The 14,685-nt window shown below is 58.1% G+C and carries 13 protein-coding genes; 2 read left to right on the top strand and 11 right to left on the bottom strand.

Features of this window, described 5'->3' with window-relative positions:
• Window positions 1–270: 270 nt before the first annotated feature.
• Genes K5E80_RS00985 through K5E80_RS00940 form a run of 11 tightly spaced genes read right to left on the bottom strand, consistent with a single transcriptional unit; the run spans window position 271 to window position 11,794 of the window.
• Complete coding sequence (locus K5E80_RS00985) at window positions 271–1,467, bottom strand: FAD-dependent monooxygenase (protein ID WP_220634398.1); 1,197 nt, start codon at window positions 1,465–1,467, stop codon at window positions 271–273.
• A 44-nt stretch (window positions 1,468–1,511) separates the two neighbouring features.
• Window positions 1,512–2,474, bottom strand: coding sequence for a cupin domain-containing protein (locus K5E80_RS00980; RefSeq protein ID WP_220634397.1), 963 nt, complete (start codon window positions 2,472–2,474; stop codon window positions 1,512–1,514).
• Window positions 2,475–2,501: 27 nt separating this feature from the next.
• A complete protein-coding gene (locus tag K5E80_RS00975; protein WP_220634396.1) occupies window positions 2,502–3,386 on the bottom strand; it encodes a fumarylacetoacetate hydrolase family protein in 885 nt (294 codons plus the stop codon).
• A gap of 18 nt (window positions 3,387–3,404) precedes the next feature.
• Window positions 3,405–3,956: a gamma subclass chorismate mutase AroQ gene (gene aroQ / locus K5E80_RS00970; RefSeq protein ID WP_281420158.1), complete on the bottom strand. Its 552-nt coding sequence runs from the start codon at window positions 3,954–3,956 to the stop codon at window positions 3,405–3,407.
• 14 nt (window positions 3,957–3,970) lie between these two features.
• Entirely contained in the window at window positions 3,971–6,565 is a 2,595-nt protein-coding gene (locus tag K5E80_RS00965) for a molybdopterin-dependent oxidoreductase (protein ID WP_220634394.1), read from the bottom strand.
• A gap of 4 nt (window positions 6,566–6,569) precedes the next feature.
• On the bottom strand, window positions 6,570–7,049 hold the full coding sequence (locus K5E80_RS00960) for a hypothetical protein (protein WP_220634393.1): 480 nt from the start codon (window positions 7,047–7,049) through the stop codon (window positions 6,570–6,572).
• A 16-nt stretch (window positions 7,050–7,065) separates the two neighbouring features.
• Window positions 7,066–7,188: a hypothetical protein gene (locus tag K5E80_RS16875; protein ID WP_281420157.1), complete on the bottom strand. Its 123-nt coding sequence runs from the start codon at window positions 7,186–7,188 to the stop codon at window positions 7,066–7,068.
• Window positions 7,189–7,205: 17 nt separating this feature from the next.
• A complete protein-coding gene (gene nrfD, locus K5E80_RS00955) occupies window positions 7,206–8,135 on the bottom strand; it encodes an NrfD/PsrC family molybdoenzyme membrane anchor subunit (RefSeq protein ID WP_220634392.1) in 930 nt (309 codons plus the stop codon).
• A 14-nt stretch (window positions 8,136–8,149) separates the two neighbouring features.
• Window positions 8,150–8,755: a 4Fe-4S dicluster domain-containing protein gene (locus K5E80_RS00950; protein ID WP_220634391.1), complete on the bottom strand. Its 606-nt coding sequence runs from the start codon at window positions 8,753–8,755 to the stop codon at window positions 8,150–8,152.
• Complete coding sequence (locus tag K5E80_RS00945) at window positions 8,752–11,352, bottom strand: molybdopterin-dependent oxidoreductase (RefSeq protein ID WP_220634390.1); 2,601 nt, start codon at window positions 11,350–11,352, stop codon at window positions 8,752–8,754. Before K5E80_RS00945 ends, K5E80_RS00950 begins: the two co-directional genes overlap by 4 nt.
• Before the next feature lie 4 nt (window positions 11,353–11,356).
• Window positions 11,357–11,794, bottom strand: a complete 438-nt coding sequence (locus K5E80_RS00940; RefSeq protein WP_220634389.1) for a MoaD/ThiS family protein — start codon at window positions 11,792–11,794, stop codon at window positions 11,357–11,359.
• Between the two features lie 468 nt (window positions 11,795–12,262).
• On the opposite strand from K5E80_RS00940, the gene K5E80_RS00935 reads away from it, so the two are divergent.
• Complete coding sequence (locus K5E80_RS00935) at window positions 12,263–12,874, top strand: UbiX family flavin prenyltransferase (RefSeq protein WP_220634388.1); 612 nt, start codon at window positions 12,263–12,265, stop codon at window positions 12,872–12,874.
• 50 nt (window positions 12,875–12,924) lie between these two features.
• Window positions 12,925–14,637 (top strand): thiamine pyrophosphate-requiring protein, encoded by a 1,713-nt coding sequence (locus tag K5E80_RS00930; protein WP_220634387.1) that lies wholly within the window; start codon window positions 12,925–12,927, stop codon window positions 14,635–14,637.
• The last annotated feature ends 48 nt before the right edge of the window (window positions 14,638–14,685 follow it).

Here is a 14,685-nt window from a genome sequence, read left to right as displayed (position 1 = left end):
GATGCCCCATGCGGCTCCAATCACAATAACCACCTATACGCCTTATCTCATCACCCCAAAGCTGATACCGTCAGATTAGCAAAATGACGGTTCATTCATTTCCAGATGACACGTTGACCAAGTAATTGCAATGGCTAATGGCACTGCAAGCGGTTCTTCAGAACTGTGCGACCAATAATCAGCTTTTGTACCTCGCTGGCATCGCTGCAATCCCTCACTCAAGTGATGCCGCCTTACCGCGATCAGAAAATTCATTCGCTTGAGTCCTCCTCACACTGCGGCACTTGTGGCGTCGTAATTGAACAGCCAATCATAGCGTTCGCCGATTGCCGCTTGCTGCCACTGATCGGCGACGAACCGATCTGCCTCTTGCGGATTCGCTAGCGCCTTATTATGGAAGCGAGAAGTGTTGTCGGCAGCACCCCGTACCATCCGGTAGGCGCGATCAAGGCGTGCCGTTTCATACCTGGCCAGAGCGACCGGAATATCGTCACTATATTTTTCGAAGCAACGTCCGAGCACTACTGCGTCTTCAATCGTGAAGACCGCCCCTTGCGCAAGAAAAGGCAGGGTTGGGTGACAGGCGTCACCCAACAGGGTGGCGCGCCCGCGCGTCCAGTGGTCGAGAAAATCGCGGCCGCATAAGGCCCACTTGAGGATGGATGGCGCCTTGCCGATCATTGCGAGTATGTCCTCGTGCCATCCCTGGAAGGCTTCAGTACAAGCTTCGACGGTTGCGGGTGCGTTCCATGGCGGCGACGTCCAAGAGTTACCTTCCAGCGTTCCGACGAAGTTCATTACCGTTCCACCATTGAGTGGGTAATGGACCACATGCCCACCCGGACCAATCCAGTTGGTTGCCACGCTGCGGGCCATGTGAGCCGGAAGCAGGTTCATCGGGATCAGAGTGCGCCAGGCCACCATACCGGAGAATTTAGGCTTGTCGACTCCAAACAATGCGCCGCGTATCCTTGAGTGGACACCATCGGCGCCGATCAGCGCATCGCCAACCAAGGTTTCTCCACCATCCAGTTCGAGCGTTACCTGGCTTTCGTTCTGTTCGACCCCCATGCAGCGGGCTCCCAGACGTATTGCATCCGGTTTGATCTGGCGAACGGCATCGGCCAATACCTGAAGCAGATTGGGGCGATAAACGGTCATGTACGGAAATCCGTAACGCTTGATCGCTTCCTTGCCTAGGTCAAACAATTTCCAGGTCTTTCCCGTATTCCAAAGACGAATTTCCTTGGACTCGGCCTCCGTGGACAATTGTTTCAATTGCTCAAACACACCGAGAAAATTGAGGGCCCGGTTCCCATTCGGACTAATCTGTAATCCCGCACCCACTTCCCTCAACTCGATCGCTTGTTCGTATATCTCAACGTCGACACCTTGTTTCAAAAGGGCGAGGCCGGCGGCCAAGCCACCGATGCCCCCGCCCCCAATCAGTACCTTCAGCTTGCTCATCACAGTGTTCCTTGTCGAACTAGGGTTGCCACGCGCTTGATTACTCAAGCACAAGACTCCTTGTAGAAGCCCAGTTTGCGCAGGGTTGGTTCGTCATTTACTTCGAAGATCAGGGCATCCTCGTCGGCGAGAATTTCATAAGATGTCCAGGATGGGACGGCAAGCACATCGCCTTTATGCCATTGCGCCTCGATGGTGCCGAGATGAGCAACACCAGAGCCCTGGGCAATGGCAAATATCCTGCTCGCTGTGCTGCGACGAACACCGCTTGTCGCACCCTTATCCAGTTTGAGAAAGGCCAGGTCTGTGGTGGCAAAGCATTTCCCTGCCCCCAGCATCAGACGACGTACCCCATTCACCGCCGGAAGATTCTCCAGGTTGGCTTGCACGCGGGCGTGAGGGAACCAGAATGCGTGATCTTCCGGTTGCTCAACCACAGCCTGATACTTGTCCGGATGCTCTGCGAAAAACATTGGTTCAAGCAGGTGCACCAAAGGCACATCAAGCACGTCGATCCAATAGGCGTTACTGTCGCTTTCGTTGAAGTGGCTGTGCCAGCACTCTCCTGGCGTCAGCAAGACATCCCCGGGTATCATCGGCAACTTGATGCCGTTGACCACACTAAACACACCCGGCTCCGCATCCAGTACGAAACGCAGCGCGTTGGCAGTATGCCGATGGGCTCGTGCATGTTCGCCTGGCTTGATCATTTGGTAAGCCGCCACCAGAGTACGCACCGTATCGTAGTCGTTGTCACCCACCGGATTGAACAACAGCAGATTGCGGCGTTCGGCCAGCTCAGTGTCTATCCACCTACCGGCCTGATCCAGCGCCAGTCGTCCAACTTCGTAGCGCCAGTGGAGTGGCTGAAACTCTGTTCTCGGTTCCTTCCAGAGTGAAGGCCTTTTCTTGTGCCAGCCCGCCGTGAGATGATTGGCAGAGAGCACCGGATACAGATCATCCAGACCTTGGGCGTTCTGTAGACTGGCTATCGAACTGTCATTCATTGTTCGGGCTCCACGACAAGACATCTATTACCCAGCGCGCTTGAACTCATAGGGCTTGGCGAATACCACGTTGGTACCCCGCTTACCGGCAACAACCGGGATACGCATGCGGCCGACACCTTCGACCTCTATGGTGACGACATCGCCATCCCATATCGGTCCGACACCGGCAGGCGTACCTGCGGCGATCAGGTCACCGGGATAGAGTGTGGTGGCAGACGAGGCGATCGAGATCATCTGGGGAATATTGACGATCAAGTCCCTGGTGTTGGCCTGCTGCCGCAATTCGCCGTTGACCCAAAGGCGCATATTGATGTTGAAGGGGTCGGCAATTTCGTCGGCGGTAACAATCCATGGCCCCACTGGCGTGAAGCTATCGTAGGACTTGCGCATCACGCGCTCCTCCTTGCCGCGTATGGTGACGTCGATCAGACAGGCGTAGCCGAAAAGATGGTCCAAGGCATCTTCAACGGATATTTGTCGCCCCTCCTTGCCTATGACCAGGGCGATTTCACACTCATGATGAACTTCCCGACCGGGTAGCGCCGGCAACTCGATGGCATCGGCCGGGCCCGACAAGGATGAGTTCGCCTTCAGAAAAAACCCTTGGAGGTTGGCCAGGCCCCTCGATGCCATTTCAGTGGCGTGATCGTAATAGTTCACCGGATAGGCAATGAGCTTATTGGGCCAGGGAACTGGTGTCTGCAGGCGTACGGCCTCAAGAGGCACTCCGGCATCAGATTGCAACGCGTTCTGGAGCTCGGTCCTGAGTGAGGGATAGTCACGTATCAGCCTGTTAATACCAACAGGAGGCCATTCGTCAAAAGATGACGCGCATAGTCTGGTGACATCGACGACCTTGTTGCCGTCACTGATGCCAATGTGACCGTCATTAAAGCGGAGCAATTTCATAATTTTCACCCACGTCTATCATGATGTTTCCACCTCTCTCAAGGCCACCACGGCGAGCGTAGCGACCAATTCGCCGTGGACGGCAAGGAGGGATTCGGTTGTGGCGGCAACGTGGCTGCACTGCGTCGGATCTGCCAGAACGGGCCAGCCAAGCACCAAGACGCGCAGGAGTTGCGAGTTGATCTGGTCGAGGCGCGGGCGGATCACCCTCGCCAGGTCGAGCGCGTTGCCGAACTGATCCACGCCGGCCTGCCCCCAGTTGACGAAGCACTCGCGTTGTATCACTTTGCCAGCCTCGATTTGAGCACGGAAAAACCGCTCCGCCCACACTTCCGACAAACCCAGCTCTGCCGCCTCGACCTTGAGTCCATCGACGATTTCCTTTTCGCGCAGAAGATCCTCTATGGCGCCCTTGGTATTCCATTTTTGGCGGGCCACCTCAGTCATCAGGGACAGACGCTCATCCATCAAACGTTTCATCGCCCCTATCGCGTCGGCGGCGTCCTGCCCGCATGGTCGAAGGTCCTGCGTCTGGCCTCCTGCAGCGAAAGATCGTACTTGGCCGGCCATTTGATGGCTTCTGTTCATGCAGCAGGCGTGACGCGTACTTTGACGCACAGGTCGAGGCTCAAGTTGATCGGGCTGACGTGATCGAAGTCCACTTCCAGCAGTTCATTGAAGAACACCCCCTTGCCCTTGGCGATGGGCATGCCCTCGCTCCAGTGGCCGGCGCAGGCGGCTATCCCGAGTCCCTCCGGATGCACGGCTTGGGTAAACCGCAAGCGCCCTTTCACCCGACGTCCCGAGTCGGAGTCTACCCATACGTTCTGACCGTCCCTCAGCCCCCGCGCGAGGGCACTGTCTGCGTTGATGGCGATCGTGTAGGAGAATGGATCGAGCTGTGCTGCCTCGTCTAGCCAGGGATTCTCCATGGTGAAGCTGTTAGTGTGGAGTACGTCGCGATAGTAGAAGGCGTAAAAATCGAATCCCTCCTTCTTGCACTGGTGCGAATGGCAGGGCAGGAAGTTGGGGAGCGGCTCGTAGTATTCCTTCGGAATATGCAGGCCGCGCGGCTCGCAGATGGCGTTGATGCCCTCCCATACCGAACCCAGGAATTCCCAATAGATCGGTACCCGGACATCAACGAAGGGGCGCCAATACACCTCTTGCGGCTGCTTCTTCCATTTGATCAGCCCGTGCTCCTTGAACCAGTCCAGCCCGCGCTCGGCGCCGAAATTGTTCTTCAGGTCCGCGTCGCAGATCTCCTCGTAGCTGTATGGCCTGTCGCCCTCCAGGCGATAAGGGTGCTGCAGATTCATGGCGGCGTTGTAAGCGGCATTGATGTCAGCGCGCATCCCCATCCGGTCCGCCACATCAAGCAGCACGTCGGTGAACCGCCGCTGCCCGCCGTCCAGCGGCAATACCGGCTGGCGGATTGGCCAACACCATTCGCCCATGCCGGCGGGCAGGCTGAACATGAAGGGAAAGTTGGCGCGTGAATCGGTCATCTGCAGATAGCTGGCATCCGGCAGTACGAGGTCGGCGAACTGTGAGGTCTCGGTAAGAAACAGGTCGAAGGAAACCATAAACTTGTAGCGCTCTAGCGACTTGGCCACGACCTCGCCATTGCCAATGGCCATGACCAGATTGGCACCGAAGTTGATCAACACCTCCGGCCGGTACGGCAACTCGAATTTCTGCCAGAATTCCTCCTGGTCTGTGGAGTTGAGGAAGATGGAGTTGAGTCCCATCACAAACAGATCCTGCAGACCGAGGTTCTGCGGCAGGCGTGGGTCGGTGGGTGGATAGGGATAGTGGAAGCCCAACCACATGCCGGCCACCATGAGTCCGTCGGCATCCGGCTTGGGTACGTAGCGCAGCCGGCCGTTCTCAGGGAAGCCCTTGCAGGCGGGGTTGAAGCCCAAGCAGGATCCAACGACATCGGCGGCGCCCACCAATTGATTGAGCAGGTCGACGGCGATGAAGTTGTAGTTGGAATTGAGGTGTCCCTGATTGCCGCGGAAGGCAATGGCGGCGACCGGACGATAGGGCAGAGTGACGCCATCGATGACGATGGTGCTACCAATACAGGCTTCCGCGGCGAACTCGGCGGCAAGTCTGCGGATATCCCTCGCCGGCACCGTGCACACGCCCTCGGCCCATTCTGGGGTGAACTTCGCCAGGTGCGCCTTGAGCTTGGCGAAGCCAGGTTCGCATTTGACGCCGCGGACGCTGAACTCGCCCCCTAGCGCCATGTCCGCAGCGACGACAGCGGAGAACGGACGCGCCGCCTGGGCCGCCTTGTCCCAAACCAGTGGCTGGTTCGACTCCGTATCGCGCACATAGCGTTGGTCCGGACCGATCAGGTAAGCCCCGTTGGTCTTGGCCTGCAGATAAGCGACGTCGTAGATGCCGAGTTCGCGCACCATCACGTGGGCCATAGCCAGTGCCAAGGCCGCATCGGTACCCACCCGAATCGGCACCCACTCTGTCGCCTTGGCACCAGCGAAATTCGCCATCGGATCCACCACCACCATCTTCATGCCGCGCGCTCGGGCATCGGCGGCCAAGCCCATGTTCGAACCCGAGGCATGGCCGGCGGCGTGGCCTTTGGAAGCGCCGAAGTACATGGCATAGTTGCAGTAGGCAAAATCCGGCACCGCCGACCAGGAGGCGTGCATGGTGCCGCTGATCAGGTGAGCACCGTTGCCGCAGTGGATGCCACCACCAGAAGCGGAAACGTTGGGCGTGCCAAAGGCTGCGGAAAAGGCCCGGAACGGCATGCCGCTGGCAGTCACCGTGGTGGTGCGCTGCACTACCAGCTTGCGCGGATCTTCCTTGCGCACCCGCTTGAGAACCGATGCCAACTCATCGAGCGCTTCGTCCCATGAGACTTCCTTCCAGCCGGGGTCTTCGTTGATGCCTTTCTTGGGGTTGGTACGGCGCAGGGGCTTGGTCAGCCGATTCGGATCATAGTGGGTCATGATTCCGGTCACGCCCTTGCCGCAGAGCCTGCCCTTGCCCACCACCGAGTCGGGATTGCCCTCTATCTTGACCACCGCCCCGTTCACGCGGTGGGCCCGAATGGAGCAGGAGGCGTAACACAGGGCGCACGCCGAGGGCACCCAGGCGTCATCTGCTCCGGTCGAAAACGGGAAAACTGCATTCGTTGTCTGCATGGGTCTAACCTCCTTCGATACCAGCCAGCACGATCATTTCCATGTCGGCACTGCCACCGCGCACGGAAAGAGGAGCTGACAATTCCTCCACCTCCCTGCCATCGACGAACAGCCGACAGATGCTGCGCTTTTCGCCGCGGCCGCTCGCCACTTCGGTAAAGCGCTCGAATCCGAGAACCCGGCCCAGTTCGATGAGGACGCTTGCCGCGGTGGCGCCCTGCGCCACGCGCAGCACGATGGGTCGCGGCACATCATCGGCGGCAAGGGAGCCAAACAACCACACGCGGACGTCAATGGGCGCATCGGTCGGCAGCGCAGGAGGAACCGACGCTTCCGACCAGAAATCCGCGCCATTCGTCACTGCATCCCAACGAGCTTTGCCCATCTCTTTGTCGCCCATGCGCAAGCAGTCACGATCAAGACGAGTCGCCGCCATCGGCACATCGGCTAGGGGAATTGCGCCCTGGATGGTCCGCTCTGCCATGGCGTGTCGACGGTAGTCATCCCATTTCCAGCAAGGTCTTGGCGATCAGGCAACTTTCCACCCTGACATGGCCCGCGCCATGCGCATCGCTCTCCGCCAGTGCGTGACGCGCCAAGTGCCTATGGAGATATTTCCACACGTGAATTCTGCAGTCTCTCAACGGCGTTGGTGCGACAAGTGGGTCCACACCGGTAGAAACACCCCGGCGCGCAGCGTCGAGAACTTCATGAAGAAATCGCCGACGGCCGAGGTCACGCCGAGCAGCGCCATCAGGCCGGTCGTCACCGCACCGGACATCCCCGAGTACATCAGATAGGCCGGAACGATCAGACCCATCGCCAGCGTGCCGACATAGAAATATGCCGACACCCGCCCCGCCAGAAGGTCGTGCACCGAGCGACGGGCCGCCTCGTTACCGCTGGTGAGCGCACCGTGGATCTCCAGGGTGAAGAGCAGGATGACCAGGGCGGTGATCCCTCCCCAGAGCGGCAGGAGGATCGGCGTCAAGTCTTTGGCAGGCGGCACCAACCAGCTCGACACGAAGAGAACGGCCACACCGCCGCGCAGTGAGTAGCTGACATAGAGGGCAGGATGAAGGGGGGAATTCCAGAAGGGCACCGCTTTCGAGGCGGTGTACACGAAACCCATGTAGCCCATGATGCCTATCATTCCCAGCATGGCTGCGACATAACCGATGGACGACAAGAGAGAAGTCTCGCTCCACAGGATGCCGGGCAGGAAGATCGGCACCAGGTATGCGGTGGCGCCAGCGAGAAACAGGCTCAGTCCAAGAAACCCCCGCGATACCCAGGCGGTCTTTTGTTTCCTGACCATGCGCCAAAAGCGTGCGGGGCGACCGAGGAACATCAGATGGGTGATGCCGCCAATAATGCCGAGCAAGTAGGCTGCGGCCAAGCCGGCTGGCTGATTGAAAATCAGCGAGAACAGCCAGGAACCACAAGCGAGGCCGTTAAAAAAATGGCCGATAACCAGGTACAGGCCCTTCCCCTCGCCCCATTCACGCTGCGGCCTGAGCTCCTTGCGCAGATCCTGGATGAGTTGAGTGTACTTTGCATTTGCGTCCATACGTATTCTCCCGATCAGGCCGGCAAGTAGTACACCGACGGTTTGGTACCCAGTTCCGGATGCAGCGGAAATCCGCCACGCTCCTTGATCAGGCGCGAAACTTCGCTATTGGGATCGTCGAGATCGCCAAAGGTACGCGCCACTGTCACGCAATTGGCGACGCAGGCAGGCTCTTTTCCGGCGGCCACGCGATCCTTGCAGAAGTTGCATTTCATCACGATATCGGTCTGGTGGCCGGCCGTGCGGCGCTGCTCGAAAGGCGTCGGGCCTTCCGGGAAGTAATGCTGCGGCTTGTCGTTGAAGTAGCGGTTGCTGTAGGGACAGGCCATCATGCAGCTGCGACAGCCGACGCACTGGTCAGGATCGATGGAGACCACGCCGTCTTCCTCGCTCTTGGAACTGGCGCCGGTTGGGCATACCTCGACGCAGGGCGGCTCCTCGCAGTGATTGCAGAGCACCGGAAGAAACAGCTGGCGAACCGTCGGAAACTGCCCCTCCTCGTGCTTGAGCACGCGGGCGAAGAAGACGCCCGGCGGTGTTCCATTTTCCGCCTTGCACGCAAGCTGGCAGCCGTAGCAGGCGATGCAGCGCTTGAGGTCTATGACCATTCCCCATCTCATCGTTTTCCCTCCTTTTCCAGCGTCACTTTGACGCGGGCACACAAGTCAAGATTGAGATTGATCGGGCTCGAATGCTCCCAATCCAGTTCAAGCAGATCATTGAAAAATACCCCCTTACCCTTAGCGACCGGCATGCCGTCGCCCCAATGCCCGGCGCAGGCGGCAACGCCCAGCCCTTCCGGGTGTATTGCCTGGGTGAGGTGCACGCGGCCCTTCACCTTCCGCCCCTTCTCATTTTCGACACAGATCCAGTCGCCGTCAGCGATGCCCTTCTGGCGCCCGGTATCGGCGTTGATGGCGATAGTGTAGGAGAGCGGATCGAGCTGCGCTGCCTCGTCCAACCAGGGGTTCTCCATGGTGAAGCTGTTGGTGTGGAGAATGTCGCGATAGTAGAAAGCGTATAGGTCGAAGCCTGGCGCTTTACATTGGTGCGACAGGCAGGGCAGGAAGTCGGGCAGGGGTTCATAGTACTCAGGCGGAACATGGACACCGCGCGGCTCCGTGATAGCCTTGATCTTTTCGTAGACCGGCACGATGAACTCCCAGTAGATCGGTACCCGGACGTCGGCGAATGGTCGCCAGTAGACCTCCTCGGGCTTTTTCGGCCACTTCAGGACGCCGTGTGCCTTGAACCAGTCGAGGCCGCGCTCGGGGCCGAAGTTGCTCTTCAACTCGGCGTCGCAAATTTCCTCATAGGTGTATTGGCGGTCACCCTGGAGCCGGTAGGGGGCGGCCAGATTCATCGAGGCGTTGTAAGCGGCATTGACGTCGGCGCGGATCCCGATGCGATCAGCGAGATCGAGCAGCACGTCCTGAAAGCGCCGCTGCTCACCTTCCGGCGGCAGCACTGGTTGGCGAATAGGCCAGCACCACTCACCCATTCCGGCTGGCAAGCTGAAGATGAAGGGGTAATTGGAGCGCGAATCCAGTGTTTGCAGGTGACCGCAGTCGGGCAATACGATATCGGCGAAAGCACTCGTCTCGGTGAGAAAAATGTCAAACGAGAACATGAACTTGTATCTCGCCAGCGAGTTGGCTACCGACTCCTTGTTGGCGATGCTCATCAACAGGTTGGCGCCGAAGTTCATCATCACCTCGGGACGATAGGGAAGCTCAAGCTTCTGCCAAAGATCTTCGGAATCGTCTGAGTCGAGAAACGGTGAAGTCAGGCCGAATACGAAGAGGTCCTGCAGGCCGGACTTTTCCGGCAGACGCGGCTCGGCGATCGGATAGGGCAGGTGATATCCCATCCAGGTACCCGTCTTCATCAGTCCGTCGGCATCGGGGTGCGGCTTGTAGGCCAGCCGTCCGGTTTCCTCGAAGCCGTTGCTGGCAGGATTGAAGCCCAGGCAACCACCGACCACGTCGGCGGCACCGACCAATTGATTAAGGAGCGAAATGGCGAAGAAGTTGTACACCGAATTCATGTGTCCTTGCGAGCCACGGAAGGCGATGGCCGCCACTGGCCGGTAAGGCAGGGTCACACCATCGACAACGATGGTGCTGCCGATATGCGCTTCGTTGGCAAAGTCGGCGGCGAGGCGGCGGATATTGGCGGCCGGGATGGTGGTGATCTCCTCGGCCCACTCCGGCGTGAACTTGCGCAGATGTCGCCGCAACAGTTCAAAGGCCGGCTGACAAGGCACCCCGCCCACCTCGAAATCACCGTCCAGCGCCATATCAGCGGCTTTGACATCAGAGAAGGGGCGGGCCGCACCAAATTGCACATCCCACACCATCGGCTTGCCGGTCGCCTCGTCGCGCACGTAGCGCTGGTTGGGACCGATCAGATAGGGAGCGTTGGTCTTGGCTTGCAGATAGGGTTCATCGTAGATGGTGAGTTCGTTCACCATCACCTGGCACATGGAGAGCGCCAGGGCGCCATCAGTGCCGACGCGGATCGGCACCCACTCCGTGGCCTTGGCGGCGGCGAAGTTGCACATCGGATCGACCACCACCATCTTCATGCCGCGCGCCCGGGCTTCGGCGGCCATACCCATGTTGGAAGCAGAAGCGTGGCCGGCGGCGTGACCCTTGGAGGCACCGAAGAATAACGCGTAGTTGCAATACTGAAAGTCGGGCACAATGGACCAGGAACCGTGCATCAACCCCGACAGCAGGTGGGCGCCATTGCCGCAATGCATGCCGCCACCGGCAGCGGAGAGGTTGGGCGTTCCAAAGGCGGCGTTAAAGGCGAGAAAGGGGGTGCGGCTGGCCGACACGGTGGTCGTCCGCTGTACCGTCAGTTTGCGCGGATCATCGGCACGCAGGCGGCGCAGCACGTCAGCGATCTCGGTGAGGGCCTCGTCCCAGCTGATCTGTTTCCAGCCGGGATCCTCGTTGAGTCCCTTCTTGGGATTGGTTCGCCGCAGGGGCACCGTCAAACGGTTGGGATCATAATGGGTCATGATCCCGCTCACGCCCTTGCCGCACAGCCTGCCCTTGCCGACGACGCTCTCCGGATTGCCCTCGATCTTAACGACTACGTCATCAACGCGATGTGCAAGTATCGAGCAGGATCCATAACAAAGCGCACACGAGGTCGGTACCCAGTCGTCCTTTGCAGACTGCCCCGTGATGTCACTCATATCGTTCATCTGCTTAACCTCCTTCAGTGATAGTTAGCAGGATCATTTCCACCTCCAACGATGCTGCGCCTTGATGTACCGGGATGTCGAGACTGTCCACCTTCACGCCGTCGACAAATACCAGGCAATGATTGAACTTTCTGCCGTTGGTATCCAATACCTGATGGAGAAAATCATCACCCAAGCGACACCCTAATTCAGGAATAACCGATGCCACAGTGACATCCCCGTCAAATTCCAGTTCGATCGGGCGTTTAACCTTGTCATTGGCCAAGGGGCCGTACAGCCACACCTTGACGACTACCCGCTCACCGGGCTTGGCGATAGCACCTGCCTGCGCCCGCGGAATGGGCAGCTCCTCCACCAGCATCTCGTGGCGGCAATCAACCACGGAATCCCAACGCACGTTCACGTTTTCTTCCGAGACCCACACCCGATTCGTCGTACTCATCGCTCTAACCTTTTTCGACCCGCCACCCCGAGAAACCCCGGATTTCGCTCAACAAATATGCCATGGTTAGCTTCTGGTATATTATAATGATATCACATCATATCTACAATATCAACAATTACATTTTGCAGTTATGCAGATATACAATGAATTATTGATACTGCACTTCGGGTACAGGTGATTATTAACTGGTGAAACGTGTACGACGTCGCTTCCGTTGTGGCCAACATGAGCCGCGCCCAGTTAAGTTTAGCAGTCCCATAATTTGATACCATATTAACGACATTCGCAAATGAAAATTTCATAAAGATTGGCATAAAAATCTCGCAAATATTTCTATATATATGTATTAATTAACATTTACATTAAATAGCAGATGATATGGCAGTGGCGCTGGCACCCATAAATGGGGGCTTGACATTACTTATATAGTCTTGCATTATGAGACTTTAGTTAGGAGTAACTACCATGAGGCGTCTAATCATCGGCATCTCCGGCGCTTCGGGCGCCATTTACGGCATCCGCGTGCTGGACGCCTTGAGAGCGGTCCCGGAGATCGAGACCCATCTGGTTCTCTCACCATCGGCAAAACGTACCATCGAGGATGAGACCAACTGGACATTGGAGCAGGTACAGGCACTGGCGGATGTGGTGCATCCACACCAGGATATAGGCGCCGCGATTTCCAGCGGCTCATTCAGGACTGCGGGCATGCTGGTGGCACCATGCTCGATCAAGACCCTGTCGGGCATCGCGTCGTCCTACAACGACAACTTGCTAACCCGTGCCGCCGACGTGTGCCTGAAGGAACGTCGCCGCCTGGTATTGCTGGTACGCGAAACTCCGCTGCATCTCGGTCATCTGGAGATGCTCGCCCAGGTCACGCGCTATGGAGCAGTCATACTGCCGCCAGTGCCGGCCTTCTACAACAGACCGCAGACCCTAGACGACATCGTCAACCAGACAGTGGGCAAGGCGCTCGATCAGTTCGAAATCGAGCACAATCTGTTCAAGCGTTGGAAGGAGACAGTCTCGGCTGAAGACACCCCCTCCCGCAAGGTGCAGCGTCTACACGTTTGATTGCGCCAACGCCATGCAGGTCCGATCAAGGATTTTGGAGAAGCAAGGTCATGAATAGAAGTACCGCCAATTATCTGCTCGAAGGCCTGCAGGAAATAGGTATCGAATACCTGTTCAGCAATCTGGGTACCGATCATGTGCCCATCATCGAGGAAGTCGCCCGCTGGCAACGCGAGGGACGAAAAGCGCCGACTATCATCCTCTGTCCCCACGAGAACGTGGCAGTACATATGGCTTGCGGCTATGCGATGGCGACCGGGCGGGGCCAAGCCGTTCTCGTCCATGTGGACGCCGGCACTGCGAACACGGTCATGGGCCTGCACAACCTTTCCCGCTCCCGCGTGCCGCTGCTGCTGTTTGCCGGGAAAGCACCCTTCACCCTGCGTGGCGAATTGCTCGGCAGCCGGGACACATTCGTAAACTTCATCCAGGAACCTTACGACATGGCGAGCCTGGTCCGTCCTTATGTAAAGTGGATATATGATCTGCCTTCCCCCATCGTGGTGAAGGAGGCCATACGCCGGGCCCATTCATTCATGCACAGCGATCCGCCCGGACCGGTATTCCTGACCGCCGCACGCGAGGTGCTGGCAGCAGAGTGCTCTAGCGAGCAGGTGCGCAGTTTCCCAGTTGAGCGTTACGGCCCAGTCACAGCCCCGGGAATAGACGACGCCACGGTAGAGGACATCGCCGACCGCCTGCTGGCGGCACGCAATCCGATATTGATCAGCGCCTACGCCGGACGCAATCCGGCCTGTGCCAAAATTATCGATGAGCTTGCGCAGCTAACGGGGATGCGAGTCTACGAGTCCAATCCGATCTACCTCAACATTTCCCACGACTCGCCGTGTTTTGCCGGATATTCCGCAGCGGATGATGTCGGGGACGCGGACTTCGGCTTGCTAGTCGATGTGGATGTTCCGTGGATCCCCAAGTTCGCGCGCGAAAACGCCGGGACCCAGTGGGTCCATATCGACATCGACGTCATCAAGAAAGACATCCCCATGTGGGGATTTCCCAGTCATCTGCGCATCCAGGCTGACAGTTACAAGGTATTGCAGCGCTTGTTGGCAGTTCTTAGAACCAGAGCAACATCGGAGTACCTCCACTCTGCCCGCGAACGTGTATCCATTTGGATGGAACAGCGCACGGCCGCAATAGCGGCAGCGCGCGTCGCCATGCAGCCCTCTTCCCAAGCAAAAATCACAGCTGCCTTCGTAGCTGCGCAGTTGAGCGAAGTGATGGGGGACAATGACATTTTGGTTCATGAGTCAATCACCAACGTATTCCCTGTACTGAGCCAGATCAAGCGCAACCGGCCAGGCACCGTATTCGGCAACGGTGGAGGTGGTTTGGGCTTCGGCGGTGGCGTGGCACTTGGAGCGAAACTCGCATTTCCAGACCGCACCGTATTCCATGTGACGGGTGATGCCAGCTTTTGTTTTTCTGCGCCAACGGCGGTATACATGGTCTCCAAGCAATACGACTTGCCGATATTCAGCGTTGTGCTCGATAACAGCGGTTGGGGGGCGGTGAAGGGCGCAACGCTCCGGGTCTATCCGCACGGCGAAGCAAAGTCTGCTGGCGCTTACCAAGCCGTTGTCGGCACCGACACCCACTACGAAAAAGTGGGGGAGGCTGCTGGTGCCTACGGCGAGTGCGTGGACACCGCTGCGGTGGTACCAGCGGCAATCAGGCGCTGTATGGATGCAGTGAAAGCCGGACGCTCGGCGGTATTAGTGGTGCGCCTTGACCCCATCTAAAATAATTATCTAAATGACATCTTCTTTCGCCGCTACCGAAACGCTTGC

Origin of the sequence: Georgfuchsia toluolica, assembly GCF_907163265.1 — a bacterium.
GTDB classification, from domain to species: domain Bacteria; phylum Pseudomonadota; class Gammaproteobacteria; order Burkholderiales; family Rhodocyclaceae; genus Georgfuchsia; species Georgfuchsia toluolica.
Note: the sequence above shows the minus strand (reverse complement) of the source record. Positions and strands in the feature narration are given on the sequence as shown.